At 70.4% G+C, this 25,453-nt stretch carries 24 protein-coding genes and 2 pseudogenes; 11 read left to right on the top strand and 15 right to left on the bottom strand.

The window, feature by feature from the left end:
- Positions 1-202: 202 nt before the first annotated feature.
- The 3 genes from QHG49_RS12290 to QHG49_RS12280 form a co-directional block, all read right to left on the bottom strand.
- Positions 203-646, bottom strand: coding sequence for an NUDIX domain-containing protein (locus QHG49_RS12290; RefSeq protein WP_301489462.1), 444 nt, complete (start codon positions 644-646; stop codon positions 203-205).
- A gap of 93 nt (positions 647-739) precedes the next feature.
- On the bottom strand, positions 740-1,303 hold the full coding sequence (locus QHG49_RS12285) for a peptide deformylase (RefSeq protein ID WP_301489460.1): 564 nt from the start codon (positions 1,301-1,303) through the stop codon (positions 740-742).
- Entirely contained in the window at positions 1,300-2,274 is a 975-nt protein-coding gene (locus tag QHG49_RS12280; RefSeq protein WP_301489457.1) for a helix-turn-helix transcriptional regulator, read from the bottom strand. The genes QHG49_RS12285 and QHG49_RS12280 overlap by 4 nt, the downstream gene beginning before the upstream one ends.
- A 148-nt stretch (positions 2,275-2,422) precedes the next feature.
- Here QHG49_RS12280 and QHG49_RS12275 point away from each other — a divergent pair, with 148 nt between their 5' ends.
- From QHG49_RS12275 to QHG49_RS12255, 5 genes are read left to right on the top strand one after another with little or no spacing between them, the layout of a single operon-like run.
- The gene (locus tag QHG49_RS12275; protein ID WP_301489455.1) at positions 2,423-3,580 is read left to right on the top strand and encodes a glycosyltransferase; all 1,158 of its coding nucleotides are present in this window, start codon (positions 2,423-2,425) and stop codon (positions 3,578-3,580) included.
- The gene (locus QHG49_RS12270; RefSeq protein ID WP_164363708.1) at positions 3,577-4,281 is read left to right on the top strand and encodes a hypothetical protein; all 705 of its coding nucleotides are present in this window, start codon (positions 3,577-3,579) and stop codon (positions 4,279-4,281) included. The genes QHG49_RS12275 and QHG49_RS12270 overlap by 4 nt, the downstream gene beginning before the upstream one ends.
- Complete coding sequence (locus tag QHG49_RS12265) at positions 4,278-5,507, top strand: glycosyltransferase (protein WP_301489453.1); 1,230 nt, start codon at positions 4,278-4,280, stop codon at positions 5,505-5,507. The genes QHG49_RS12270 and QHG49_RS12265 overlap by 4 nt, the downstream gene beginning before the upstream one ends.
- Positions 5,508-6,374 (top strand): glycosyltransferase family 2 protein, encoded by an 867-nt coding sequence (locus tag QHG49_RS12260; RefSeq protein WP_164363712.1) that lies wholly within the window; start codon positions 5,508-5,510, stop codon positions 6,372-6,374.
- A 47-nt stretch (positions 6,375-6,421) separates the two neighbouring features.
- Complete coding sequence (locus tag QHG49_RS12255) at positions 6,422-6,949, top strand: ATP-binding protein (protein ID WP_301489450.1); 528 nt, start codon at positions 6,422-6,424, stop codon at positions 6,947-6,949.
- Between the two features lie 24 nt (positions 6,950-6,973).
- Here QHG49_RS12255 and QHG49_RS12250 read toward each other — a convergent pair.
- Positions 6,974-7,573 (bottom strand): annotated as a pseudogene (locus tag QHG49_RS12250) (mobilization protein); the annotation flags it as partial.
- Between QHG49_RS12250 and QHG49_RS12245 the strand changes: the two are divergent.
- Positions 7,566-8,087 (top strand): annotated as a pseudogene (locus QHG49_RS12245) (tyrosine-type recombinase/integrase); the annotation flags it as partial. The pseudogenes QHG49_RS12250 and QHG49_RS12245 overlap by 8 nt on opposite strands.
- A gap of 7 nt (positions 8,088-8,094) precedes the next feature.
- On the opposite strand, the gene sodN reads toward QHG49_RS12245, so the two are convergent.
- A complete protein-coding gene (gene sodN, locus QHG49_RS12240; protein ID WP_145487237.1) occupies positions 8,095-8,490 on the bottom strand; it encodes a superoxide dismutase, Ni in 396 nt (131 codons plus the stop codon).
- Between the two features lie 145 nt (positions 8,491-8,635).
- Here sodN and sodX point away from each other — a divergent pair, with 145 nt between their 5' ends.
- On the top strand, positions 8,636-9,070 hold the full coding sequence (gene sodX / locus QHG49_RS12235) for a nickel-type superoxide dismutase maturation protease (RefSeq protein ID WP_145487287.1): 435 nt from the start codon (positions 8,636-8,638) through the stop codon (positions 9,068-9,070).
- Here the strand turns inward: sodX and QHG49_RS12230 are convergent.
- Positions 8,974-9,603, bottom strand: a complete 630-nt coding sequence (locus tag QHG49_RS12230) for an ABATE domain-containing protein (protein WP_145487238.1) — start codon at positions 9,601-9,603, stop codon at positions 8,974-8,976. The two genes, sodX and QHG49_RS12230, sit on opposite strands and share 97 nt — an antisense overlap.
- Before the next feature lie 100 nt (positions 9,604-9,703).
- Between QHG49_RS12230 and QHG49_RS12225 the strand changes: the two genes are divergently transcribed.
- Entirely contained in the window at positions 9,704-10,462 is a 759-nt protein-coding gene (locus tag QHG49_RS12225) for a class I SAM-dependent methyltransferase (RefSeq protein ID WP_159704882.1), read from the top strand.
- A 73-nt stretch (positions 10,463-10,535) separates the two neighbouring features.
- On the opposite strand, the gene QHG49_RS12220 is transcribed toward QHG49_RS12225, so the two are convergent.
- Genes QHG49_RS12220 through QHG49_RS12210 form a run of 3 tightly spaced genes read right to left on the bottom strand, consistent with a single transcriptional unit; the run spans position 10,536 to position 13,262 of the window.
- Entirely contained in the window at positions 10,536-11,288 is a 753-nt protein-coding gene (locus tag QHG49_RS12220; protein WP_145487288.1) for an amino acid ABC transporter ATP-binding protein, read from the bottom strand.
- 47 nt (positions 11,289-11,335) lie between these two features.
- A complete protein-coding gene (locus QHG49_RS12215) occupies positions 11,336-12,268 on the bottom strand; it encodes an amino acid ABC transporter permease (protein WP_159704885.1) in 933 nt (310 codons plus the stop codon).
- Positions 12,269-12,305: 37 nt separating this feature from the next.
- Positions 12,306-13,262 carry an ABC transporter substrate-binding protein gene (locus tag QHG49_RS12210; protein ID WP_301489443.1) on the bottom strand — a complete coding sequence of 319 codons (957 nt, stop codon included), beginning with the start codon at positions 13,260-13,262 and terminating at the stop codon, positions 12,306-12,308.
- Between the two features lie 619 nt (positions 13,263-13,881).
- Here QHG49_RS12210 and QHG49_RS12205 point away from each other — a divergent pair.
- Together QHG49_RS12205 and QHG49_RS12200 are read left to right on the top strand one after the other, a co-directional pair.
- Positions 13,882-15,105, top strand: a complete 1,224-nt coding sequence (locus tag QHG49_RS12205) for an NADP-dependent malic enzyme (RefSeq protein WP_145487243.1) — start codon at positions 13,882-13,884, stop codon at positions 15,103-15,105.
- Positions 15,106-15,305: 200 nt separating this feature from the next.
- Positions 15,306-16,271 (top strand): zinc-binding dehydrogenase, encoded by a 966-nt coding sequence (locus QHG49_RS12200; protein WP_159704891.1) that lies wholly within the window; start codon positions 15,306-15,308, stop codon positions 16,269-16,271.
- A gap of 92 nt (positions 16,272-16,363) precedes the next feature.
- Here the strand turns inward: QHG49_RS12200 and QHG49_RS12195 are convergent, their stop codons facing one another.
- Positions 16,364-17,356, bottom strand: coding sequence for a PadR family transcriptional regulator (locus tag QHG49_RS12195; protein ID WP_301489439.1), 993 nt, complete (start codon positions 17,354-17,356; stop codon positions 16,364-16,366).
- Between the two features lies 1 nt (position 17,357).
- Entirely contained in the window at positions 17,358-18,242 is an 885-nt protein-coding gene (locus QHG49_RS12190; protein WP_145487246.1) for a DUF4097 family beta strand repeat-containing protein, read from the bottom strand.
- Between the two features lie 190 nt (positions 18,243-18,432).
- Here QHG49_RS12190 and QHG49_RS12185 point away from each other — a divergent pair, with 190 nt between their 5' ends.
- On the top strand, positions 18,433-18,615 hold the full coding sequence (locus tag QHG49_RS12185; protein WP_019075209.1) for a DUF6104 family protein: 183 nt from the start codon (positions 18,433-18,435) through the stop codon (positions 18,613-18,615).
- A 69-nt stretch (positions 18,616-18,684) separates the two neighbouring features.
- Here the strand turns inward: QHG49_RS12185 and QHG49_RS12180 are convergent, their stop codons facing one another.
- The 4 genes from QHG49_RS12180 to QHG49_RS12165 form a co-directional block, all read right to left on the bottom strand.
- Positions 18,685-22,488, bottom strand: coding sequence for a multifunctional oxoglutarate decarboxylase/oxoglutarate dehydrogenase thiamine pyrophosphate-binding subunit/dihydrolipoyllysine-residue succinyltransferase subunit (locus QHG49_RS12180; RefSeq protein WP_145487247.1), 3,804 nt, complete (start codon positions 22,486-22,488; stop codon positions 18,685-18,687).
- Between the two features lie 301 nt (positions 22,489-22,789).
- Positions 22,790-23,908 carry an ATP-binding protein gene (locus QHG49_RS12175; protein WP_236576455.1) on the bottom strand — a complete coding sequence of 373 codons (1,119 nt, stop codon included), beginning with the start codon at positions 23,906-23,908 and terminating at the stop codon, positions 22,790-22,792.
- A gap of 2 nt (positions 23,909-23,910) precedes the next feature.
- Complete coding sequence (locus QHG49_RS12170) at positions 23,911-24,657, bottom strand: response regulator transcription factor (RefSeq protein WP_159704900.1); 747 nt, start codon at positions 24,655-24,657, stop codon at positions 23,911-23,913.
- Positions 24,658-24,768: 111 nt separating this feature from the next.
- Positions 24,769-25,446: a spermidine synthase gene (locus tag QHG49_RS12165; protein ID WP_145487250.1), complete on the bottom strand. Its 678-nt coding sequence runs from the start codon at positions 25,444-25,446 to the stop codon at positions 24,769-24,771.
- Between the last annotated feature and the right edge of the window lie 7 nt (positions 25,447-25,453).

Genomic DNA, 25,453 nt, shown 5'->3' with positions numbered 1-25,453 from the left:
CGTGACACACGAGCGCAGCCAAGGCAAAAAGCGTGACTCACGGTATGGGGTTGATCACCGCAATGAAAGTGCCAATCACGCCAGCATGCAGTTGCGGGACGGGGAAAGTGTCCGAATCGCGGCGGCGGTTACCAATCGGTGCAGCTGTGCTCGGCTGCTCAGGCAGTAGCTTCAGCCCCCAGTGATCTGTCCGGACAGGTCTTCACTCCCAGCCATCCAGGGACACTTGGGGCCCGCCGGCCAGGTAGCGATGGAGAGCACTGGCAGTGGTCTCCACGAATTCCTTGGGGATGGCCTTGGCGTCGACCCAGCGGACTTGGGCGTGCTTGCGCGGTTCGCGGTTCTCTGGCTTGCCGGTCCACTCGTGGGCGACGAACACGACCGTGAGGAAGCCGTTTGGGGCCTCCACGCCCCAGGCGCCGTGGATGATGTGGGCGACCTTGAGCACTTCCGGCTTAACGGTCAGACCGGTCTCTTCGTACAGCTCGCGGACGGCCGTCGCAGTGATCGGCTCGCCGGGTTCGCTCTTGCCGACCGGGAGGTCCCACATGCCCTTGGCGAATTTGGCCTGGTCGCTGCGCTGGATGAGGACCACGCGGTTGGTGGCCTTGTCGTGGACGATGACGGCGGCGACCAGCAGGGTCATGGATTCCAGGGCAGGCTTGAGCGTCTTGGGCTGGTCATCGGTTGGCGGCTGAGCCACGGTGATCCCTTCGCCGGCCGGGTTGATGGCAGCGGCCTACTCGTAGGCCCAGGCCCGGCCCGTCTGCCGGTACTCCTCTACGGGGATGGGCTCGACGCCGGTCCGCATGCGGGCGGTATAGAGCAGGCCGTCGAGGTGGTCGATCTCGTGGTGGATGAGGCGGGCGAGGCCACGTTCGTACACGGTGGTGACGGTCTCGCCGGTCATGACCGTGGTCTCGACGGTGATCTTCAGGGGGCGGGGTACGAGGCCGCGGACGTCGAAGAAGCTGAGGCAGCCCTCGTACTGCTCGTCCGTCTCGTCGGAGCAGTCGGTGATCTTCGGGTTGAGCAGGATGACGGAGGGTCCGTCGCCGGGCGGCTGGACGACGGCGGCGGCGCGGCCGATGCCGATCTGCGGGGCGGCGATGCCCATGCCCTTGGCGAAGGGGTGGACCTGGCCGACCCGCTCCATGGCGGCGAACAACTCGTCGGTGATGCGCTCGGCCTCGTCGCGCTCGGCGGGCAGGGCGAAGGCGCGGGTCGGTTCGGCGAGGATGCCGGCGCCGTGCTGGACGACTCCGAGGTCTCGCATCTGCTGGCTGGGCCGCACGTCAATCACCTGAACTCCCCTTGATCCGTCTCGTGTTCGGGCCGTGCCCGGAACCGCCACTCAAGACGGTACCGAGCGTGCAGGGCGGGTGTGGCCGTGATCCACGTGAATTGCCGTAGGCCACCGTGGTCGCTGCGGACGGGCGGGGTCCGCAGGGGGGAGGCTTCGGCGGTCATCGAGGTCTCGGTGCCCCAGAGCACCGGGTCGAGGTCGGCGGGGAAGGCGAGCTGTACTTCGAGCTGCTCGGTCGGCAGGCGGACGGCGCGCTGGAACCAGTTGCCCCACTTGTCGTCGCCGACGGTGTAGGCGTACTCGATCCACACGGAGTCGCCGGGGTAGAGGGGGAAGCGGCCGTGTTCGTTGTCGAACAGCAGCCAGACTTCTTTGAAGGCGTCCCGGTCGTGTTTGGCCTGCCAACGCATTGCCTCGCCCCGGCACGTCGCGGTGAGGTCGAGTTCGCCCCAGGTCAGCGGGTTGGCCCGGTAGTGTGCGTTGGACCGCTCCGGGTCGCCGGGATAGCGGTCGACGGAGATGCGGATCAGGTAGCGGGTCACCGGCTCAGTGCCGGTGTTCCGCAGCAACCGACGCATGGTGAGCCTATACGAATGGCCGTCGTACTGGAGCCGGGCGGCGTCGTGTTCGACCACGAGGGCGGAGCCGGTGGCGTACGGCTGCTCGTGCCTGCGCGGGGCCGGCGGTGGTGCGGGCGGGCGCCTGCTACGGGTGCGGGCCTGCTCGTAGTCGCACCAGCGCCGCCAGATCGCCTTCCCGGCGTTCAGGGCCTCGTCCGCGAGCCGGGCGAACTCCTCGCTGGGCTTGGTGCGGCCGGACTCCATATGGCTGACGTAGGACGGGTCGAAGCCCATGGCCTGGGCTAACGCCCGCTTGGACATGCCGCGTACCTCCCGCCACCTGGCCACCTCGGCCGCGAAGTCCTCTGCCGCCTGCTCGACGGTGATCTCCTCGCTGTGCGCGTCCATCGAAGCCCCGCCCCGCGTCACTTGTTGGTGAGCATGAATGAACCGTGAGTGATCCAAGTTCATCATCCCGTCACGGCTCACGTCACCGCTTTCCTTCCCTCACCGACCCGGATCGATCCGTCCGGGCAGATGAGGGAGGCGACGCATCATGCGCGTGCTGTACCTGCTGAACATCTCCAATCCCGACCGGCTGTCGGCGGATTCGGGCTGGATCTTCGCGGACCTGCTGGCCCCGGCCCTGGTCGACGCCGGGGCCGAGGTGACCGTCGCCGCCCCGGCTGCGGCTGGGGACGCCCGCTGCGGCTTCCATCGGACCAGGGTGCCGGGGACCAAGTATCGGGCCCGGTTCTCGGCGGACATCGACGAGCTGGTGGCGCTGATCCGGGCCGAGCAGCCGGATGTGGTGGTGGCCAACCAGGTCGAGGAGGCTCCGGCGATCCGCACGGCCCTGCTGGAGGCCGGATCGGATGCCTTGCTCGCCGGATACTGCCACTACCTGCCTTTCTCCTTCACGGACGGCGGGCAGCTCCTGCTGGACCCGTCCCTGAACGACGCGGGGCTGGGTAGGCCGGTGTTGCTGGCGTTCGCCGCCGGTCTGGCCGCCTGCGACCGGGTGATGGTCCACTCCTCCACGGCCGCATCCTGGGTGTCGGCCGCCGCCGCCCGGATGACCGTGGACCTGGGCGACCGGTTGCGGATCGTGCCCGCGCCGCGCGACGAGCGCCTGGTCCGTGACCCCGCCGACAGGCCCCCGGGCGGCGCTGGAGGCGCGATCGGTGTCTACAACCACCGGCTGTACGCCCACTACGGCACCGAGCAGTTCGTGGACCTGGCCCGCGACCTGGTCGCCTCCGGCACCGTCCGGCTGCGGGTGATGGACCTGTTCGGCCGGCGCCGGGCCGAGCGCAAGGGCCTGGACGACAGCCCGGAGAAGATGCGTGACCAACTCGCCGCCCTGCCGCACGTCCAGGTCGTCTCCGACCGGGGCGACCGCGTCCGCTACAAGAACCTGCTGGCCGGCGCCCGCTTCGGCGTGGCCCCCTTCCGGCCCGGCTGCCCCTGGTCGATGAGCGTGATCGACTGCCAGGGCATGGGGCTGCCGGTCATCTCACCGAAGTTGGGCTGGCTCACCGAGCACATCGACCCGGAGCTGTGCTTCACCACCCCGGCTGAGGCCGTCGCTCTGGCCGAACGCCTTGCCACCGACGACGAGTTCCACGTCGTGCACGCCAAGCGGGCCCACGCCTCCACCGCCGACTTCGCCCCCGCCCTGGTCGCCACTCGCTACCTGGAGGCCATCTCGTGACCGGCTTCGACGCGGTGCTCCTGTCGTACGACGAGCCGATGGCCAACTCCCTGCACTCCCGGCTCCAGCGGACGCTCGGCGGCACGGTCAAGCGCCTGCACGGCGTGCACGGGATGCGGAGGGCCTACCGGCTGTGCGCCGAGGTCGTCGACCGCGAGCAGTTCTTCCTCGCCGACGGCGACTTCGCCATCGACCCCGACTTCGATGTGGCCGCCGTCGAGCCGCTGGACGAGGGGGTGTCCATGCGCGTGTGGCGGGCGGTCAACCCGGTCAACGGCCTGACCTACGGCTACGGTGGGCTGAAACTGATCCGCCGCAGTGCCCTGCGGGAGATGGGCGAGGCCGTCGACGTGCTCGCCGCTCTGCCCGGCCGGATCGAGTTCGCCCAGCGCACCGCCGGGATCACTCGGTTCAACCAGAGCCCGTTCCACGCTTGGAAGGCGGGCTTCCGTGAGTGCGCGATGCTGGCCCGCGGCAGCGAGTACGGGATGGCCGACGGCGACGCCCACCAGCGGATTCAGGCGTGGACGGCGAGCCATAGCGGTGAGTTCGCCTCCTTCGCCGCCTCAGGGGCCCGGGAAGGCGTCGCTTTCGCAGGCGAAGCCGCCCGGGAGTCGCAGCGGTTCGACCACCTCAACGAGCCCGCCTGGCTGCGGGAGAGGTTCACCTTCGCCCATGGCGACCAGGCGGTGTCCGGATGACCGGTCCGCTCGTGCTCATCGAGCCGTACGCGAACCGCCTGGGCGGGCACCACCAGCGCACGCTGGTGGCCCTCGCCCAGGCCCGGCCAGGCAGCCTGGTCATCGCCCCGCACGGGATCGCCACCGAGGCGGCCCGCGCCCTGCGCGAAGCGGGCGCGCAGCTGGTCACCGGCCCGTCCGGGTGGACTGCGGGCGTCCTGCTGGCCGCAGCCCGGCTGACTGCCGGGCTCTCCGCGGCCGGGCAGTGTCTGTTGCGGTCGCGCCGCTGGCCCCGTCGCATGCGGCGGCTATCGCACCAAGTCACGCTCCTCGCCCGCTGCTTCACCGAGGGGGCTGCGCTGCGGTCCGCCCGCCGGTTGGAGCCTGACGCCGACGCGGTGGTGATTCTGACCGCGAGCGAGGCTCTGCACGGCGCCGCCGCACTCCTGGGCGGCCAGCCGCACCTGCGGTTCGTCCACGAGGCGGTCACCACAGAGGACGCCGCCGTACGGCTGCTCGGCCAGCTTGCCCGCGGAGGCGAGGAGCGGGTGGTCGCGGTGTATCCGACGCGCGCCGTCGCCGACCAGTTCGCCGCGGCCTTCCCCGATCTGCCGGCGGTTGTCGGCTGCTTCGCGGTCGATGACGGCCGCCGTCTGTCCGCTGCTGAACGCGAGGGCGGCCGGGCCGCATTCGACATCCCGGCCGCCGAGGCCGTGGTCTGCCTGGTGGGCGGCTGGTGGCCCTACAAGGACATCGCCGTCATCGATGCCGCCCTGGCCCGGCTGAAGGAGCCCCTGCACCTCGTGGTCACCGGCTCCCCGCTCGACAAAGCCGTCCTGCAGCGGTGGCGGGACCTGCCCAGCCTGCGTGTGCACACCGTGCCAGGCCCGGTCAGCGAAGCCGTGCTCCGGCTGGTGTACGCCGCCGCAGACGCCGCCCTGGTCACCCGCCACGCCGGGACCGGCAAGGAATCCGGGCTCGTCATGGACACTGCCCGCCTCGGCGTCCCTCTGATCGTCTCCGACCACGATGGTGCCCTCACCGCTCGCCTGCGCGGCCAACCCTGGGCCCTGGCGTTCCCCGTGGGCGACCCGGCTGCCCTCGCCGAAGCCCTGCACACCGTCATCCGCCGGCCGCTCCCGCTGCCTGGCCCCGACGCCCCGGGGCTGCTGGGCATGCGGTCGGCCGCCGGGCAGGCCGACTTCCTCACCCACACCTTCGTCTCCTTGCGCTCGAAGGAGTCCTGAATGCTGAGTACGCCTCCCGCGCTGATCGCCGTCGTTGGCCCCGTCGAGCCGCCCCTGCTGGCCGCCTGGGTCCGCCACTACCGTTGGCTGGGCGTCGAGCGGTTCCTCATCGCCTTCCACTTTCCCGACCACGTCCCCGACCTCCGGCGGCACGAGCTCCAGGCTGCCGTCCGCGAGCTGGGCATCATCCCCACCGGCACCAGCACCGGCCCGTGGCACGAGCACACCAACACCCAGCTCCGAAACGCCCTGCGGCACCGGGCCGGGCCCGGCTGGCACCTGCTCGCCGACGCCGATGAGTTCCAGCAATACCCCGCCCCGCTCGCCGAAGTGATCACCCAGGCCGACAAGTCCGGGCACCGTGTGGTGGGCGGGCTGATGCTCGACCGGGTCGCCGCGAGCGGACGCCTGACCGGCTGGCGGCCCGAAGGCGGGCTCGACCTCGCCTATCCTTTGGGCGGCCACCTCACCCACCGGCTTCTGCACGGCGACCCCCGAAAGATCGTCCTCGCCCGCCACGACGTGGCCGTGGCTTCCGGCAACCACCGGGCTTCCGGCCACAGGCCCGATGCGGATCGCATCTGCGCGGTCCACCACTTCAAGTGGCGCGCCGGCGTTCTTGACGATCTCCGCCGCCGGGTCCAGCACTTCTCTTCCGGCACCTGGGAGGAACGCACCCCGGCCGTCCGTGACGAGGCCGGCCGCCTGCTGGCCCATGTCGGCCGGCACGGCGGCGTGATCAACATTAGTGATCCCCGGTTCGCGTTCCGCCGCGTGAGCCTGGATCGACTGCCCTTCGGCTGGCCCGCGGAGGCCCGCGGCATCTTCACCACCTGGCGGCCCTACGCGCACACCAGCCAGGACTGAGACAATGCCCGATGCTCGCGCAAGCTCGTCGCGGAAGGGATGACCACGTGCCCCTCGCCGTTCTCTTGGCCGGCCTGACCGGCTCGGGGAAGACCACCGTCGCACAAACCCTGGCCGGCCACGGCTTCACCCGGCTGTCCGTCGACGAGGAAGTCCACCGCCTCCACGGCCGCTACGGCGTGGACTACCCCGAGCACACCTACTTCGAGCGCGAGCGGCCCGTCGTCGAAGCGATCCGCACGCGGTTCATCAAGGAGATCGAGGCCGGGAACGCCGTCGTCCTGGACCACGGTCTGTGGCGCCGCACCGAGCGGGACGCCTGGCGGATGGCCGCCCGCGAGGCGGGCGGCCATCCGCTGGTCGTCTACCTCCCCGCCGACCGCGCCGAGCTGCTGCGGCGCTTGGCCGAACGCAACCAGCGCGAGGACGCCAACGCGCTGACTGTCACCCCCGAAGCCCTCGACGACTTCTTCGCCCGCTTCGACGTCCCCGCCGAGGACGAGGAGGTGATCGTGTACAACGGAGACCTCGACGCACTTCTTGCAGCGATCACTGCCGCCGGAGACGGGAACTGAGTACGTTCACGAGGTGGGAAGCGATCAGCGACGGAAGCCCTGCCCTCCGTGCGTCTGGCTGCGGGCGCTTTCGGTAGAGGGAACTGCCGATCCATGTGCAGCGGCGATTGGAGCGGCAGCAGCGCTGCTTGCGTGACGCCTGCGTGCTGCTTGAGATCGCCTGTTCGGTAGTACGGTGATGCGCCAGTTGAGGACCTCGGCGGGATGCTTGGCGCTGTCGAGTTCCCTTTGGGCTGCGACCTCGGCCAAGAGGTGCCGGGTGTTGTGGCCGGCGGTTTCGGCGCGGGCGAGGGTAGTGGTCAGGGCGGGCCAGGCGGGATCGGCCAGGACGCTGTCGGCGTGGTCGGGGATGACCGTGCGAAGGTCCTGCTCGAAGTGGCTGGTGGTTGTGGCGCGCGGCGGGCGAGGTCCGCCAAGACCGGTGCGGCGGCCTCCTGATAGGCCACCTGCAGGTGGCGGAAGGCTTCCTCGGCCGCTTGCGGCCTGCTGCTCGTGGCCGCGCCGCTCGTGCCACTTGGCGGCGGCGCGGGCCAGGTGCACGGCGGCGAAGAGCAGGGCGACGGCGAGCCCGCCCGGCTCACTGGAGGCGTAGGCGAGTTCCTTGGCCGCCTTTCGCAGGGTCGAGCGCCAGCGTCTCCAGTCGGGGAAGATCGGGCCGCCGAAGACCGCCAAGTCGCGGCGCACGGTCCCGGTCGGCGAGGTCGTCACCGACGCGCTCCTCGAGCATCTCGCCGCACGGCCCTCCAAGGAGTGGCTGTTCACCATGGAGGAGGGGGAACCGCTCAATTACCGGCGGTGGAAGACCGAGTGGAACGGGGCTCGCAAGACGCTCCAGACGGCCGAGAACGGGGCCGCCGAGCGGGAAGGCCGTAAGATCGTCGAACTGCCGCACATGGTGACCCACGACCTGCGCCACTTCTACGCCTCCGCCCTCATCGCCGGCGGAGCGAGCGTCAAGCAGGTCCAGCTCGTCCTCGGCCACGCGTCGGCCGTCATCACGCTGCGGATCTACGCGCACCTCTGGCCGGGAGAAGAAGACCGCACCCGGTCCGTCATGGACGCCGTTCTCGGCGGCCTGCGGACCGGGTGCGGACAGGTAGGCGATGCGGCCCGCGAAACCGCAGGTCAAACCGCCTAGCCATAGATCAAGCCTTCTTCGTCTCCCAGAAGATCTTGTCGATCTGGGCGATGTAGTCGAGCGCCTTCTGGCCCGTCGCCGGGTCAGTGGAGCCCTTGGCGGCCGAGAGGGCCTTCAGGGTGTCGTTGACCAGCTGGTGCAGCTCGGGGTACTTCTCGAAGTGCGGGGCCTTGAAGTAGTCGCTCCAGAGGACGGAGACGTGGTGCTTCGCGAGCTCCGCGCGCTGTTCCTTGATGATGGTGGCGCGGGCCTGGAAGTGGGGGTCGTCGTTGCCGGCCATCTTCTCCTGGACGGCCTTGACCGACTCCGCCTCGATGCGGGCCTGGGCCGGGTCGTACACGCCGCAGGGCAGGTCGCAGTGGGCGCTGACCTTGACCTTGGGGGCAAACAGGCGGGAAAGCATGGAGCATTCCTTCCTCGTGATCGTCTTCTCAGGTGCGACATTACTCCCTGAGGGACCTGTTTTCCTGAGTGCCCCCTAGTGCTTAGGACAAAAGTCCAGGGTGAGACTGGGACTGGTGGAGGAACGGACCGGGGAGGTGCCGGGAATGCCGGAGCTGTCGCAGGAGAGCGAGCGGGGGAGGTCACCCGCGCCGTTCGGGCTGGCCGAGGTGACGGGGCCGTCCATGGTGCCCACGCTCCAGCACGGCGATCAGCTGCTGGTGCGCTACGGCGGCGCGGTCAGGCCCGGTGACATCGTCGTCCTGCGGCATCCGTTCCAGCAGGACCTGCTGGTGGTCAAGCGGGCCGTGGAGCGGCGCGAGGCGGGCTGGTGGGTGCTCGGGGACAATCCGTACGCGGGTGGGGACAGCACCGACTACGGGGTGGTGCCGGAGGAGCTGGTGCTGGGGCGGGCGTGGCTGCGGGTGCGGCCGTTCCGGGCCGGTCAGCGTTCGCCGCTGGCCGTGCTGGGCTGGGCCGTCTCGGCGGTGCGGCCGCTGCTCGGCGACCGGTCGGCCTCCAGGCGCTTGCGGGCCCGGTAGGCGGCCACATTGGCGCGGGTGGCGCAGCGGTCGGAGCAGTAGCGCCGGGAGCGGTTGGTCGAGGTGTCCAGGTAGGCGTTGCGGCAGGGGACCGCCTGGCACAGGCCGAGCCGGTCCACGCCGTACTCGGTGAGATGGAAGGCGAGGCCCATCGCCGCGATCGCCGCGTAGCCCGCGGTGGCGTTGGAGGGGTGGTCGGCCAGGTGCATGTGCCACAGCGGGCGGTCGTCCTCGTCCCGGTGGTCGTGGCCGGAGATCTGGGGGCTGACCGGGAACTCCAGCAGCAGCGAGTTCAGCAGGTCCACCGCGAGCGTCTCGTCGCCCCCGTCGGCCGCCTCGAACACCGAGCGCAGCCGGGCCCGGACCGAACGGAAGCGGGTGACGTCGGCGTCGGTGGCACGGCGGGCCGCGGACGCGTTCACGCCGAAGAGGTCACGGATGGCCTCGACCGAGGTCAGGCAGTCCTTGCCCCGGGTCGGTTCCTCGGTGTTGACGAGTCGTACGGCGTAATCCGAGTAATAGGCCAGTTCCACTTGTAGTCCTTACGGGCGCGCTCTATCGTCGTACCAGCGGTCGGGTAACAGTCGATCGTGCATCCAGGGTATTACGCGAGCGAGGGAAAAGGCGGGCTCCATGACCACGGGTACCGGAACCGACTGGGCGGCCTGGCAGAACAGCTGGGACCGGCAGCAGGAGTGGTACATGCCGGACCGCGAGGAGCGCTTCCGGATCATGCTCGACATGGTCGAGGCCCTCGTCGGTACGGCGCCCCGTGTGCTCGACCTCGCCTGCGGCACCGGCAGCATCACCGCCCGGCTGCTGGCCCGGTTCCCCGAGGCCACCAGCACCGGTGTCGATCTCGACCCGGCCCTGCTCGCCATCGCGCGCGGCACCTTCGACGGCGACGACCGGGTCTCCTTCGTGACCGCCGACCTCAAGGACCCCGACTGGGCCACGAAGCTGCCGTACGAGTCGTACGACGCCGTACTGACCGCGACGGCCCTGCACTGGCTGCACAGCGAACCCCTCGCGGACCTCTATGGCCGGCTCGCGGGACTCGTCCGCGCCGGCGGTGTGTTCATGAACGCGGACCACATGATCGACGACAGCACGCCCCGGATCAACGCGGCCGAGCGCGCCCAGCGGCACGCCCGTATGGATCAGGCCAAGCGGGACGGCGCCCTGGACTGGGCCGAGTGGTGGCAGGTCGCGGCCAAGGACCCGGTGCTCGCCGAGCCGACCGCCCGCCGCTTCGAGATCTACGGCGAGCACGCCGACGGTGATGTGCCCCCCGCCGCCTGGCATGTGCGGACCCTGAAGGAGAAGGGCTTCGCCGAGGCCAGGCCCGTGTGGTGCTCCCCGTCGGACAGCCTGGTCCTCGCCCTCAAGTAGACCGGGCCCGCAGGACAGGGGAGGGGGCGGTGCGCGCACCGCCCCCTCTGCCGCCCGTCCGCTCCGCGGCCGGTTACAGCACCTTCGACAGGAACGACTGGGTCCGCTCGTGCTGCGGATTCGTCAACACGTCCCGTGGATGGCCGGATTCGACCACGACACCGCCGTCCATGAACACCAGGCTGTCGCCCACCTCGCGGGCGAAACCCATCTCATGGGTGACGACGACCATCGTCATACCGGACTCGGCGAGGTCGCGCATGACGTCCAGGACGTCGCCGACCAGCTCCGGGTCCAGGGCCGAGGTCGGCTCGTCGAACAGCATCAGCTTGGGGTCCATCGCGAGCGCCCGCGCGATCGCCACCCGCTGCTGCTGGCCGCCGGAGAGCTGCGAGGGGTAGTTGCCCGCCTTGTCGGCCAGGCCCACCCGCTCCAGGAGCTGCGCGGCACGCTCCCGTGCCTCGCCCTTGGCCACGCCCTTGACCTGGACCGGCGCCTCCATGACGTTCTCCAGCGCCGTCATGTGCGGGAACAGGTTGAAGCGCTGGAAGACCATGCCGATGTCCCGGCGCTTCATGGCGACTTCGCTGTCCTTGAGCTCGTACAGCTTGCCGCCCTTCTGGCGGTAGCCGACCAGCTCGCCGTCGACGTACAGCCGCCCGGCGTTGATCTTCTCCAGGTGGTTGATGCACCGCAGGAAGGTGGACTTGCCCGAACCCGAGGGGCCGATGAGGCAGAACACCTCGCCGGGGCGCACCTCCAGGTCGATGCCCTTGAGCACCTCCACATGCCCGAACGACTTGTGGACGCCCTCCGCCCGGACCATCGCGGCGCTGCCCGAGGCCGCGGAGTCCCGCTTGCTCAGCTTCTCGCTCATGCCATGACCTTCCTGCTGGAGAAGGTCGTCAGATGCGCCCTGACCTTCTGCCACGGGGTGGGCGGGAGGCTGCGGCTGGAACCGCGGGCGTAGTACCGCTCGATGTAGTACTGGCCCACGCTGAGCACCGAGGTCATGATCAGGTACCAGGCCGCGGCCAGGAAGTACATCTCCACCGGGGCGCCGGAGTTCTGGCCGATGTCCTGGGCGTAGCGGAACAGCTCGGGATACTGGACGGCCGCCACCAGGGAGGTCGTCTTCAGCATGTTGATGACCTCGTTGCCGGTCGGCGGCACGATCACCCGCATCGCCTGCGGGATGACCACCCGGCGCAGCGTCTTCGCATGGCTCATGCCCAGCGCCTGGGCCGCCTCGGTCTGGCCCTCGTCCACCGCGAGCAGGCCCGCCCGGCAGATCTCGGCCATGTACGCCGCCTCGTTCAGACCCAGGCCGAGCAGCGCCGTCAGCAGCGGCGTCATGAAGTTCGACCAGTAGTCCTTGTAGAAGGGCATCAGGTTGATGTACTCGAAGACCAGGCCCAGGTTGAACCACAGGAACAGCTGGACCAGGACCGGGGTGCCGCGGAAGAACCAGATGTAGAACCACGCGATGGACGAGGTCACCGGGTTCTTCGAGAGCCGCATGACGGCCAGGACGACACCGCCGACGATGCCGATCAGCATCGAGAGGACCGTCAGCAGCAGCGTCTTGCTGACACCGGTCATGATCCGGTGGTCGAAGAAGTACTCCGGCACCGCATGCCAGTTGATCTTGCCCTGGCTGAAGGCGTTGATGATCGCGACGAGGATCGCGATGGCGACGACGGCGGACACATAGCGTCCGTAGTGCCGCACCGGGATGGCTCTGATGGCTTCCGGGCCGGCCGGGGGAGTGCCCTGCTCCCCGGCCGTCTTCTCTGTGTCAGTCACGGATGTGCTGCCTCTCGGTGGCCGCTGGGAACGCGGGTCACTTGCCGCCGTTGATCACGGATTCCTTGACGGCGCCGTCCTGGGCGCCCCACTTCGCGAGGATCTTCTGGTATTCGCCGTTCTTGATGATCGCGTCCATCGCGGCCTTGAGCGCGTCCCGCAGCTGGGTCGCCTCCTTGGAGACCGCGATGCCGTACGGCGCCGCCGAGACCTGGTCGCCGACGATCTGGAAGTCCTTGCCGCCGCCCGAGGTCTTCGCCGCGTACGCCGCGACCGGGAAGTCGGAGGAGGCCGCGTCCACGCCGCCCGAGCGCAGCCGGGTCTGGGACTGCTGGTCGTCGTCGAAGGGCTCGATGGAGAGCTTCTTGCCGGCCGGACACTTCTTGGCCTCGGCCTTGGCCAGGTCCTCGGAGACGGTGCTGCGCTCCACGGCGATCTTCTTGCCGCACAGGTCGGACCAGCCGGTGATGCCCTGGGTGTCGCCCTTGCGCGTGTAGATCGAGACGCCGGCGGTCAGGTAGTCGACGAAGTCGACGCCCTCGCCGACCTTCTTGCCGGTGTCCGGGTCGACGCCCTGCTGGCGGTCCTTGTTGTCGGTCATGGCCGACATGGCTATGTCGTAGCGGCCCGAGCGCAGACCGGTGAGCAGGGCGTCGAAGGTGCCGTTCCGGAACTCGAACCTCACCCCGAGCTGCTTGCCCAGCGCGGCCGCGAGGTCCGGGTCGAGACCGACGGCCTTGCCGCTGGAGTCCTTGAACTCCACGGGGGCGTACGCGATGTCCGAGCCGACCAGGATCTTGCCCTTGCCCCGGATGGACTGCGGGAGCCTGCTCGCGAGCGGGGCACTGGCCGTGGCGCTGCCGGAGTCGTTGCTCTTGCCCTTCGTCTGGTCGCCGCAGCCGGTGAGCAGCAGGGCGCCTGCGACCGCGATCGCACCGACCGCAGCCAGCCGGGGGTGCGTGGCGGTCGAACGACGGGTGGAACGTGCGGTCATCGTGGATTCCTCCGGCGTATGGGAAGAGTTTGCCGCTGGGTAGACGAGAACACACACCATTGGGTGGCGCGACCTCGCGGGTTTACGGCATCTTGCCATTCGGACTACGCCATTCAGGGGCGCCGATATGTCAAAATCGGATAACGGGTGACCCCCGAATCCGATCAGGTCGGTACATCCTTGGTCTCTCGGTGCCATACCGCACCGGGCCACCTGCGCGAATCCCGTCCCACCGCCGGAAAACCTCCGGCACATCCCGACATGTGGACGGTCGGACATGTGGGTGTCGTACGACCGTGTCGTGCGCCCGCCGCAGCGGTCCGGCCCCGTCGAGTCCCCGGAGCCCCGCGTCGCCGTCAGCGGTGCCGTCAGCGGTATGTCATCTCTGTGTGGCGAACTGGTTCCGAGATGTGACCTTGCACCTATTGGACTCGTCGTGGGCGCCGTCCGTCCGGTAAGAAGGTTCTTTACACCCCTCATCCGGGGCCCAGGGCGCGTGTGCGGCGCGCCCGTCGCGCATGACCCGTGCGTATCCGCAATCGGGCCCTGCGCGGTGCCCGCCCACCCCTCACCAGGAGTGGTCGACCCTCAACCCATGCATAGCTAAGGGGTAGAACAAGTGGCAGCGGAGATCGTCAATCCTCGCAGCGACGTCGGTACGGACCAGGACGGCGGGGCCGAGCCCCTCGATTCCTTCGATCCGGTGTTCGCTCTGCACCGTGGCGGCAAGATGGCTGTGCAGGCCACCGTGCCCGTCCGCGACAAGGACGACCTTTCCCTCGCGTACACGCCCGGCGTCGCGCGCGTGTGCACCGCGATCGCGGAACAGCCGGAGCTCGTCAACGACTACACATGGAAGTCCTCCGTCGTCGCCGTCGTCACCGACGGCACGGCGGTGCTCGGACTCGGGGACATCGGTCCCCAGGCCTCCCTCCCCGTGATGGAGGGCAAGGCGATCCTGTTCAAGCAGTTCGGCGGGGTCGACGCGGTGCCGATCGCGCTCGACTGCACCGACGTGGACGAGATCGTGGAGACCGTCGTCCGGCTCGCTCCCTCCTTCGGCGGAGTCAACCTGGAGGACATCTCGGCGCCCCGGTGCTTCGAGATCGAGCGCCGCCTCCAGGAGCGCCTGGACATCCCGGTCTTCCACGACGACCAGCACGGCACCGCCGTGGTGACGCTCGCGGCGCTGCGCAACGCGGCACGGCTCAGCGGCCGGGAGATCGGGCAGCTGCGCGCCGTGATCTCGGGCGCCGGCGCGGCCGGTGTCGCCATCGCCAAGATGCTGGTCGAGGCCGGCATCGGCGATGTGGCGGTGGCGGACCGCAAGGGCGTCGTCTCCGCGGACCGCGAGGACCTGACCCCGGTCAAGCGCGACCTGGCCGGCTTCACCAACAAGGCCGGTCTCAGCGGCACGCTGGCGGACGCGCTCCAGGGCGCGGACGTCTTCATCGGCGTCTCCGGCGGCACGGTCGCCGAGGAGGCCGTGGCCGGTATGGCCGAGGGCGCCTTCGTGTTCGCGATGGCCAACCCGAACCCCGAGGTGCACCCCGAGGTCGCCCACAAGTACGCGGCGGTCGTGGCCACCGGGCGCTCGGACTTCCCGAACCAGATCAACAACGTGCTGGCCTTCCCCGGGATCTTCGCGGGCGCCCTCCAGGTGCGGGCCAGCCGGATCACCGAGGGCATGAAGATCGCGGCGGCGGAGGCACTGGCCTCGGTCGTCGGTGACGATCTCGCGGCGGACTACGTGATCCCCTCGCCGTTCGACGAGCGGGTCGCTCCGGCGGTCACCGCGGCGGTGGCCGCGGCGGCGCGGGCCGAGGGCGTCGCCCGTCGCTGACGTCGGCCGAGACGGCCCCGCCCGTTCTTCGGGCGGGGCCGTCTCCTTTCCACCGGCCCACCCGGCCGCCGCGCGTCGCCGGATGGGCCGGTGGACGGCGGCGCAGCCCGCTGCGCCGCCCGGGTGCCGGTGTGCAAGAGGGCATGTGTCACAGCGCGGCCCGGTTCCCCTGACCGTCCGGCGCACCTATCGTCGGCAGCATGTTCGCCGTCTACGCCGCCCGAATCGACCGCGACCAGCCGCTCTCCGGCCTTGAGTTGGGGGAGCGTCCGGCCCCCGAGGGCCGCCCCGGCTGGAGCACCATCGATGTGCGCGCCGCCTCCCTCAACCACCATGACCTCTGGTCCCTGCGGGGCGTCGGCCTCCCGGAGGACCGGCTGCCGATGATCCTCGGCTGCGACGCCGCCGGGGTCGACGCGGACGGCAACGAGGTCGTCCTGCACTCCGTCATCGGCCAGACCGGCCACGGCGTCGGCCCGAAGGAGCCGCGCTCCATCCTGACCGAGCGCTACCAGGGCACCTTCGCCGAGCAGGTCGCCGTACCGACCTTCAACGTGCTGCCCAAGCCGAAGGAGCTGTCCTTCGCCGAGGCCGCCTGTCTGCCCACCGCGTGGCTCACGGCGTACCGGATGCTGTTCACCAACGCCGGGGTACGGCCCGGTGACTCGGTCCTGGTGCAGGGCGCGGGCGGCGGGGTCGCCACGGCCGCGATCGTGCTCGGCAAGGCGGCGGGGCTGAAGATGTTCGCCACCAGCCGCGACGAGGCCAAGCGGAAGCGGGCCCTGGAACTGGGCGCGGTGGAGGCCGTGGAGAGCGGGGCGCGGCTGCCGCAGCGGGTGGACGCGGTCATCGAGACCGTGGGCGCCGCGACCTGGTCCCACTCGGTGAAGTCGCTGCGCCCCGGCGGGACGATCGTCATCTCCGGTGCCACCAGCGGCGACCGGCCCTCGCACGCCGAGCTGACCCGGATCTTCTTCCTCGAACTGAAGGTCGTCGGCTCCACCATGGGCACCAAGGACGAGCTGGAGGACCTGCTCTCCTTCTGCGCCACGACCGGCGTACGGCCCGTCATCGACGAGGTGCTCCCGATGGACCGCGCCCGCGAGGGCTTCGAACGGATGGAGTCCGGCGGGCAGTTCGGGAAGATCGTACTGACGACGTCCTGACCTCGCTGGTGACGTCCTGACCCCGTCGGTGGGGCGGGGGCGGGTCCGGGGTGCCGGGCCCGCCTTCCGCCGTCCCTCCGGGAGTGCTTCCGCTATCCCTTTTGCGGGCGCAGGACCGAGGTGATCTCCGCCGCCGCGCGCGACAGCTGCTCCTGGGCCGTCCGCAGCTGGTCCGGGGTCACCCCGTGGTCGCGGGACAGGTCGCGGATGTCGTCCCGGAAGCGGTCCAGCAGGCGGTCGAGGTCGCGGGCGGGATCGCCGGTCGGGGGTTCGTGCGTCCAGGACGGGATGTACTCGGCGGGGACGTCCGTCGTGGTGTAGGTCGGGCTCGGGGCGGGGGCCGGGCGGGGGGTGGTCCAGTCCTTGCTCAGGTCGCCCAGTTCCCGGGCCAGTTCGGTCAGGCCCTCACGGACGCCCGCGGGCCAGTTGCCGCGCGCGAAGTGGTCCTGGACACGGCGGGCGACCCGCTGCATCTCCTCCTGCGCCTGGGCACGGGCCCGGGCCTGGGCCTCCTGGGCCTGATGGCGGGCGCGCTGGGCCTCCTCGCGGGCCCGGCGGCTCTCGTCCTTGGCGCGGCGGGCCTGCTCCTTCCACTCCTGCCGGACCCGGCGCATCTCCTCCTTGGCGGCGCGCCAGGCGTCCTTGTCGTCCCCGGATTCCCCGGATCCCCCGGCGTCCCCGGGGGCCTCGCCGCCCCCGCGGGCCTCGGAGGCGGCCGCGCGCATCTCACGGCGCAGATCGCCGGCCGCGCCCCGCACATCGGCCTTGATCTCGGCCGCCAGCTCCGCCACCGACTCGCGGATCTCCAGCTCCAGGTCGGCCAACTCGCCGCCGCGCCCGGCCAGTTCGGCGCGGCCCGCGTCCGTGATGGCGTACACCTTGCGGCCGCCCTCGGTGGTGTGGGTGACCAGGCCCTCGGCCTCCAGCTTGGCCAGCCGGGGGTAGACGGTGCCCGCCGAGGGCGCGTACAGCCCCTGGAAGCGCTCCTCCAGGAGGCGGATCACCTCGTAGCCATGGCGCGGCGCTTCGTCCAGCAGCTTGAGCAGGTACAGGCGCAGGCGTCCGTGAGCGAAGACGGGGGGCATGTCAGAGCACCTTCTTGTCGGTCGGGCCGCCGGTCGTGCCGTCGGCCGGGTCGGCGGCGCCGTCGGTCGTGCCGTCGGGCGTCCGGTCGGGGCGCCGGAGCAGGGCGATCGCGCCGGAGACCGTGGTGGCCCGCAGCCGTCCGGTGCCCGCGCCCAGCCGGCCGGTGATCTTGTGGGCGCCCCACTGGCCCCGCACCCGCAGTCCCTCGAAGGCGTTGGAGATCCGGCCGCTCGCCGTGTTCGCCTCCACCTCCGCGTCCGCCGGGTGCGGCAGCCGGATGGCGATCTCGCCCGAGACGCTGGTGAGATGGACGTCCGTCGGGCCCTCCGGGTCCAGGTCCACGATCATCGAGCCGCTGACCGAGTCGGCCCGCACGGCGGGGCCCGAGCCCTCGACCACGGTCAGGTCCCCGGACACCGAGGCGAAGCGCAGCTCGCCGGTGACGGCCTGCGCCTCCAGGTTCCCCGAGACGGTGTTCGCGTGGACCGGTCCGGAGAGGCCGACCAGGGCGGTGTCGCCGGTGACGCCCCGGACCACCGCCGGGCCCCGGATGCCGGAGATCACCGCGCCGGCGCCGACCGTGCCCACCTCGACCCTGGCGTCCGCCGGGACCGCCAGCGAGACGACCGCGCTGCGGCGCCAGCTCCTGCGGTCGAGAAGCTTGGTGAAGCCCTGCCAGGTCAGGTCCTCGTACCCCACCGTCAGGGTGCCGTTCTCGTGTGTCACCAGCAGCGGCGGGCCCTCGATGTCCGAGACCTCCAGGCGGGCGGGGCCCTCCTCGGTCCCCACCACGTTCACCGTGCCGCCCGCGATGCGCACCTGGAGGGTGCTCACCGGGGTGTCGAACGTCAGCTTCCGTGGCTCGGTGACGGACCACTCGGACATCGGGACCTCCTCGGCCGTACACGATCGTGACGCGCCATATCGCGTCCTTCGAGAAACACGATATATCGTGGCCTCGCGAAGTCAAGACACTCTTTCGGGAACAGCGCCCCGCGCATTGCTTAGGCTGGTGGCGACGCCGGCGCCTGTCCCATCGGCCCGGGCGCATTCGCAGACCAGGAGACGCAACCCCATGTACTTCACCGACCGCGGCATCGAGGAGCTGGAGAAGCGGCGCGGCGAGGAGGAGGTCACCTTCGAGTGGCTCGCCGAGCAGCTGCGCACCTTCGTGGACCTCAACCCCGACTTCGAGGTGCCGGTGGAGCGCCTGGCCACCTGGCTCGCCCGCCTCGACGACGAGGACGACGACGAGTAGGCGGGGAAGAACGCTGAAGGGCCCGATTCCGTGCGGAACCGGGCCCTTCAGCGTTGTCGTGCCGGAGGCCTACGCCTCGAACACCTCACGCACCAGCTGCTCCTGCTCGGCCTGGTGGCGCTTGGCGGAGCCCACCGCCGGGGACGAGGAGTGCGGGCGCGAGATGCGCCGCAGCCGCTCGCCGGCCGGGATGTCCGCGCCGACCGCCAGGTCGAGGTGGTCGATCAGGTTGAGCGCGATGAACGGCCAGGCACCCTGGTTCGCCGGCTCCTCCTGGACCCACAGGTACTTCTCGGCGTTCGGGTACTTGTTGACCTCCGCCTGGAGCTCGGCACCCGGGAGCGGGTACAGGCGCTCGATGCGGATGATCGCCGTGTCCGTGGCGCCGCGCTTCTTACGCTCGGCCTCCAGGTCGTAGTAGACCTTGCCGGAGCAGAAGACGACCTTGCGGACCGCGGCCGCCTCGGCGGTCGCGTCGCCGATGACCGGCTGGAAGCCGCCCGTCGTGAACTCCTCCGCCTTGGAGGCGGCGGCCTTCAGGCGCAGCATCGACTTCGGGGTGAAGACGACCAGCGGCTTGTGGGCCGGGTTGTGCACCTGCCACCGCAGCAGGTGGAAGTAGTTCGACGGCGAGGTGGGCATGGCCACCGTCATGTTGTTCTGGGCGCACAGCTGGAGGAACCGCTCCGGGCGCGCGGACGAGTGGTCCGGGCCCTGGCCCTCGTAGCCGTGCGGCAGCAGCAGGACGACGCCGGAGGTCTGGCCCCACTTCTGCTCGGCCGAGGAGATGAACTCGTCGACGACCGTCTGGGCGCCGTTGACGAAGTCGCCGAACTGGGCCTCCCACATCACCAGCGCGTCGGGACGCGCGAGCGAGTAGCCGTACTCGAAGCCCATGGCCGCGTACTCGGACAGCAGCGAGTTGTAGACGTTCAGCCGCGCCTGGTCCTCGGCGAGGTACTGGAGCGGGGTGTACTCCTCGCCGGTCTCCCGGTCGATCAGCACCGCGTGGCGCTGGCCGAAGGTGCCGCGCTGGGAGTCCTGGCCCGCGAGGCGGACCGGGGTGCCGTCGAGCAGCAGGGAGCCGATGGCCAGGGTCTCGCCCATGCCCCAGTCGATGGTGCCGTCCTCGACCATCGCCGCACGGCGCTGGAGCTGCGGCAGCAGCCGCGGGTGCACGGTGATGTGCTCGGGGATGTTGACCTGGGACTCGGCGATCCGCTTGACGACCTCGGCGGAGACGGCGGTCGGGACCGCGGCCGGGAAGCCGTCCTGGGCCTCCTGGGCGGCGCCGGCGGCCGGCTGCGCGGTGGCCTCGCGGACCTCGGTGAAGACCTTCTCCAGCTGGCCCTGGTAGTCCTGGAGGGCCTGCTCGGCCTCTTCCAGGGTGATGTCGCCGCGACCGATCAGGGACTCGGTGTACAGCTTGCGCACCGAGCGCTTCTTGTCGATCAGGTCGTACATCAGGGGCTGGGTGAAGGCCGGGTTGTCCGACTCGTTGTGACCGCGGCGGCGGTAGCAGATGAGGTCGATCACCACGTCCTTGTTGAACGCCTGGCGGAACTCGAACGCCAGCCGCGCGACCCGGACGACGGCCTCGGGGTCGTCGCCGTTCACGTGGAAGATCGGGGCCTCGATCATGCGGGCCACGTCCGTCGCGTACATGGAGGAACGCGAGGACTCGGGCGCCGCGGTGAAGCCGACCTGGTTGTTGATGACGATGTGCACGGTGCCGCCGGTGCGGTAGCCGCGCAGCTGCGACATGTTCAGGGTCTCGGCCACCACGCCCTGGCCCGCGAAGGCCGCGTCGCCGTGGATCGCCACCGGCAGGACGGTGAAGTCCGTGCCGCCCTTGTTGATGATGTCCTGCTTGGCGCGGGCGACGCCCTCCAGGATCGGGTCGACCGCCTCCAGGTGGGAGGGGTTGGCGACCAGCGAGACCTTGATCTGCTCGCCGTCCAGGCCGGTGAAGGTGCCGTTGGCGCCCAGGTGGTACTTCACGTCGCCGGAGCCGTGCATCGACTTCGGGTCGAGGTTGCCCTCGAACTCGCGGAAGATCTGCGCGTACGACTTGCCGACGATGTTGGCGAGCACGTTCAGGCGGCCGCGGTGGGCCATGCCGATGACGACCTCGTCCAGGCGGGACTCGGCGGCGGAGTCGATGACCGCGTCCAGCAGCGGGATGACGGACTCGCCGCCCTCCAGGGAGAAGCGCTTCTGGCCGACGTACTTCGTCTGCAGGAACGTCTCGAACGCCTCGGCAGCGTTGAGCCGGCGCAGGATGCGCAGCTGCTCCTCGCGCTCCGGCTTGGCGTGGCCGCGCTCGACCCGGTCCTGGATCCACTTGCGCTGCTTGGGGTCCTGGATGTGCATGAACTCGATGCCGGTGGTGCGGCAGTACGAGTCGCGGAGCACACCGAGGATGTCGCGCAGCTTCATCATCGACTTGCCGGCGAAACCACCGACGGCGAACTCGCGCTCCAGGTCCCACAGGGTGAGGCCGTGCTCGACGATGTCCAGGTCGGGGTGCTTGCGCTGGCGGTACTCCAGCGGGTCGGTGTCGGCCATGACGTGGCCGCGGACCCGGTAGGAGTGGATCAGCTCGAAGACGCGCGCGGCCTTGGTGACGTCGTCGTCGTGGGACGCGTCGATGTCCTTGAGCCAGCGGACCGGCTCGTAGGGGATGCGCAGCGCCTCGAAGATGTCGTCGTAGAACTTGTTCTCGCCGAGCAGCAGGTTGGCGACCTGGCGCAGGAACTCGCCGGAGGCGGCGCCCTGGATGACCCGGTGGTCGTAGGTCGACGTCAGGGTCATGACCTTGGAGACACCGAGCTTGTTCAGGGTGTCCTGGCTGGTGCCCTGGAACTCGGCCGGGTAGTCCATGGAGCCGACGCCCATGATCACGGCCTGGCCGGGCATCAGCCGCGGCACGGAGTGCACGGTGCCCAGGCCGCCGGGGTTGGTCAGGGAGACCGTGACACCGGTGAAGTCGTCCATGGTCAGCTTGCCCTCGCGGGCGCGGCGGACGATGTCCTCGTAGGCCTGCCAGAACTCGAAGAAGTTCAGCGTCTCGGCCTTCTTGATCGCCGCGACGACGAGCTGGCGGTCGCCGTTGGGCTTGACCAGGTCGATGGCGAGACCGAGGTTGACGTGGGCCGGCTTGACCAGGGTCGGCTTGCCGTCCTTGACGGTGAACGAGTGGTTCATCGCCGGCATGGCCTTGATGGCCTGCACCATCGCGTACCCGATGAGGTGCGTGAAGGAGATCTTCCCGCCGCGGGCGCGCTTGAGGTGGTTGTTGATGACGATGCGGTTGTCGAACAGCAGCTTCACCGGGACGGCGCGGACCGAGGTGGCGGTCGGCACCTCCAGCGAGGCGTCCATGTTCTTCGCGACCGCGGCGGCCGGACCGCGCAGGGTGATCTGCTCGGGGCCCGCGGGGGCCTCGGCGGCGGGGGCGGCCTTCGCCGCCGGCTGAGCGGGCGCCTGTGCGGGTTGCGCCGGCTTGGCCGGGGAGGGGGCCGTCTTCGCCGCGGGAGCCGCGGCAGGAGCCGCGGGAGCGGGCGCCGGGGCGGCGGCGGGCTTCGGGGCCGCCGGGGCCGCGGGCGCCGGAGCGGCGGCCTGGGGCGCCGGGGTGGGGGTCGCTGCGACCCCCGCGGCCGCAGTACCCGCCGGCGCGGGCGTGGCAGGCGCGCCCGGCTTGTAATCGGCGAAGAAGTCCCACCAGGCACGGTCTACCGAATTCGGGTCCTGGAGGTACTGCTGATAGATCTCGTCGACGAGCCACTCGTTGGCACCGAAGGCGGCCGCGGGGTTCTTCCCGGCTTGGTCGTCGGTGGAGATGCTCGAGTTACTGGGGGACTGTGGCGACACGGCGGCAACCGCCCTCTTCCGCTTCACAAGGTGATGGACAGCGGGAATAAAGGCTACGCCTTGGAGACGGTGAAGGTCAGGTCGGGCCCGTTCATCGTCGTGTAAGTCACACCGAAAATCTTGTTTCAGGGCTTGAAATGGCGGGAAACAAGCGTGGTTCCGGACGTGCCGGGGTGCACCGGCCCGGCCCTGCGCCCCCGGCTTCTGCGGGCGGCGCGGGCCTGTGTCGCTCCACACGTGTCCAGCTGCGCGAAGACGGCGCGGACGACCGTGGATCTTGTGCCTTCGCTGGAACTTTACGTCAACTTGAAGCGGAGTTCGCTCCCGGAAGGGTGACGATGATCCGGCAGCCGCGCTCTGATTCGGCCACCCCGATCCGGCCGCCGTGCAGATCCACCGCCCAGCGGGCGATCGCGAGCCCGAGGCCCGTGCCGCCGTCGCTGCCCGGACCGTGCGGCCGGGTCACGGCGCCCCGGTTGAACCGCTCGAAGACCCGGTGCCACTCCGAGCGCGGGATGCCCGGACCCTCGTCCAGGACCTCCAGCTCCAGCGACTGCGGCTGGGGCCCGCGCCGCGCCTTCACGGTCACCCGGCCGTGCGGCGGGCTGTGCTTGACCGCGTTGTCGATCAGGTTGGCGACGACCTGGTGGATGCGCTCGGGGTCCGCGTGCGCGGTCAGCTCCGGCGGGGAGACGTCCAGGTGCAGATGGACGTCGGTACGGGTGTGGCTGCCGGAGCCGGTGGCCATGCCCGCGCGCGCCGAGGCGACCATGTTGGCCTCCTTCAGCACGCCCGACAGATACGGCCACACCTCGAAGCGCCGCAGCTTCAGCGGTACGACGCCGTTGTCGAGCCGGGACAGGTCCAGCAGGGTCTCCACCAGGCGGCCGAGCCGCTCGGTCTGCTTCAGGGCCGTCCGCATGGTCTCCGGGTCGGCCTCGGTGACCCCGTCGACGATGTTCTCCAGCACGGCGCGCAGGCCCGCGATCGGGGTGCGCAGCTCATGGGAGACGTTCGCGACCAGCTCCTTGCGCTGGCGGTCCTGGGCCTCCAGCTCGTCGGCCATGACGTTGATCGTCTGCGCCAGGTCGCCCAGTTCGTCCCGGCGGGCCTCGCGCACCCGGCGGGTGTAGTCGCCCTGCGAGATGGCCCGGGCGACCGTGTTCATCTCGTCCAGCGGCATGGTGAGCGAGTGCGCGACGAACTGGGTGATCAGCAGCGTGGCGATCATCGAGAACACCGTGATGAAGCGCAGCTCCGTCTTGGTGTGCACCGCGACGATCGACAGACCGGTGGTGATCAGCACCGCGATGACCACCAGCGCGGTCAGCTTGGTCTTGATCGAGAAGGGGCGTACGCCGCCCCAGGGGTCCTCCGTGCGGGCCCCGGTGCTCCTCCGTGCGGCCTGGCGCCCGCTCACGCTCACGGGGTCGGCGTCTCCAGCGCGTAGCCCACACCGTGCACGGTGCGGATGCGCTCGGCGCCGATCTTGCGGCGCAGCGCCTTGATGTGGCTGTCGACGGTGCGGGTGCCGGAGGCGTCCGCCCAGTCCCAGACCTCGGCCAGCAGCTGCTCCCGGGAGAGCACCGCGCGCGGGGTGTTGGCCAGGCACACCAGCAGGTCGAACTCGGTGGGCGTCAGATGGACGTCCTCCGACTTCACCCGCACCCGGCGCTGCGCGTGGTCGATCTCCAGCTCGCCGAGGCGCAGGATGCCCGAGCGGGGCGTGGAGGCGGCGATGGCGGCCCGCTCCACCCGGCGCAGCAGCACATGCACCCGCGCGGCCAGCTCGCGCATGGAGAACGGCTTGGTCATGTAGTCGTCGGCGCCGACGCCGAGCCCGACCAGCATGTCCGTCTCGTCGTCGCGCGCGGTGAGCATCAGCACCGGCACCGGGCGCTGGGCCTGCACGCGCCGGCACACCTCCAGGCCGTCGAAGCCGGGCAGCATGATGTCGAGGATCAGCAGGTCGGGCTGCCACGCCTCGGCCGTGTCCACGGCGGCCGGTCCGTCGGACGCGGTCTGTACGAGGAAGCCCTCGGCGCGGAGCCGGGCCGCGATGGCGTCGACGATCGTGGTGTCGTCCTCGACGACCAGTACCCGGCGCTGGGCGCCCGGAGTGGTGGTGGTCGCCGCCGCGCCGCTCTGGGAGGTGTGTGTCTGCTCCATCGCCCGCCCCTGCTTGTTGCTTTCCGGAACCCGTGGGGTGATCCCATGTCTGCGATCGACGCGAAAGATCCGCGTCAGGGCAGCACCCTACGGGGATCGGCGGTGCCGTCGCTATCCAGGGCGGACGCCGAGGTGCACGGCGTCCGGAACTCCCCGGGCAACGGGCACCTCTTCGGTACGCACCCGTCGGAACCCGGCATTCCACAAGGTTCCTTCAAATTCCGGGGACGGCCGCGCCGACCAGACGGCGAGCACCCCGCCCGGTCTCAACACCCGTGCGCAGGCGGCCAGTCCGGCCGGTGCGTACAGGCCCTCGTTGTCCTCGGTGACCGTCCAGCCGGGGCCGTTGTCGATGTCGAGGCACAGGGCGTCGAACGTGTCCGATGTCTCATGGACGTAACGGACGAGGTCGTCCCGGACGATCCTGGTGCGCGGATCGGCCCGTGCGGCGCGGGTCAGACCGGACAGGGGGCCCGCGTGGTGCCAGTCGACGACGGCGGGTTCCCGCTCCACGACCGTGATCCGTCCCCAGCGGGGATCGTCGGACGCGTGTGCGAGTGAGAATCCGACGCCGAGCCCGCCGATCAGCACGGCCGGCTCCGGGCGCCCGTCGAGGGCGTCGTACGCCGCGTCGATCAGCAGCCGCTCCGAGCGGCCGTCCGAAGTGTCCATCAGGAAACAGCCGTTGGCGATGATCTGGAGCAGCGCGCCGTGTCTGCGCAGCACCACCTCGCCGTACGGCCCCTCGCGCCGGTCCAGCACCACGGGGGAGTCCTCTGGGGCAGCCATGGGTCCA

The organism is Streptomyces sp. WP-1, from assembly GCF_030450125.1.
GTDB lineage: Bacteria > Actinomycetota > Actinomycetes > Streptomycetales > Streptomycetaceae > Streptomyces > Streptomyces incarnatus.
Note: the sequence above shows the minus strand (reverse complement) of the source record. Positions and strands in the feature narration are given on the sequence as shown.

Coding starts and splice junctions, on each gene's coding strand:
- QHG49_RS12290 (WP_301489462.1), bottom strand. CDS start 646: ATGACCCTGCTGGTCGCCGCCGTCATCGTCCACGACAAGGCCACCAAC.
- QHG49_RS12280 (WP_301489457.1), bottom strand. CDS start 2,274: ATGGACGCGCACAGCGAGGAGATCACCGTCGAGCAGGCGGCAGAGGAC.
- QHG49_RS12275 (WP_301489455.1), top strand. CDS start 2,423: ATGCGCGTGCTGTACCTGCTGAACATCTCCAATCCCGACCGGCTGTCG.
- QHG49_RS12265 (WP_301489453.1), top strand. CDS start 4,278: ATGACCGGTCCGCTCGTGCTCATCGAGCCGTACGCGAACCGCCTGGGC.
- QHG49_RS12260 (WP_164363712.1), top strand. CDS start 5,508: ATGCTGAGTACGCCTCCCGCGCTGATCGCCGTCGTTGGCCCCGTCGAG.
- sodN (WP_145487237.1), bottom strand. CDS start 8,490: ATGCTTTCCCGCCTGTTTGCCCCCAAGGTCAAGGTCAGCGCCCACTGC.
- sodX (WP_145487287.1), top strand. CDS start 8,636: ATGCCGGAGCTGTCGCAGGAGAGCGAGCGGGGGAGGTCACCCGCGCCG.
- QHG49_RS12225 (WP_159704882.1), top strand. CDS start 9,704: ATGACCACGGGTACCGGAACCGACTGGGCGGCCTGGCAGAACAGCTGG.
- QHG49_RS12220 (WP_145487288.1), bottom strand. CDS start 11,288: ATGGTCCGGGCGGAGGGCGTCCACAAGTCGTTCGGGCATGTGGAGGTG.
- QHG49_RS12210 (WP_301489443.1), bottom strand. CDS start 13,262: ATGACCGCACGTTCCACCCGTCGTTCGACCGCCACGCACCCCCGGCTG.
- QHG49_RS12200 (WP_159704891.1), top strand. CDS start 15,306: ATGTTCGCCGTCTACGCCGCCCGAATCGACCGCGACCAGCCGCTCTCC.
- QHG49_RS12195 (WP_301489439.1), bottom strand. CDS start 17,356: ATGCCCCCCGTCTTCGCTCACGGACGCCTGCGCCTGTACCTGCTCAAG.
- QHG49_RS12190 (WP_145487246.1), bottom strand. CDS start 18,242: ATGTCCGAGTGGTCCGTCACCGAGCCACGGAAGCTGACGTTCGACACC.
- QHG49_RS12185 (WP_019075209.1), top strand. CDS start 18,433: ATGTACTTCACCGACCGCGGCATCGAGGAGCTGGAGAAGCGGCGCGGC.
- QHG49_RS12170 (WP_159704900.1), bottom strand. CDS start 24,657: ATGGAGCAGACACACACCTCCCAGAGCGGCGCGGCGGCGACCACCACC.
- QHG49_RS12165 (WP_145487250.1), bottom strand. CDS start 25,446: ATGGCTGCCCCAGAGGACTCCCCCGTGGTGCTGGACCGGCGCGAGGGG.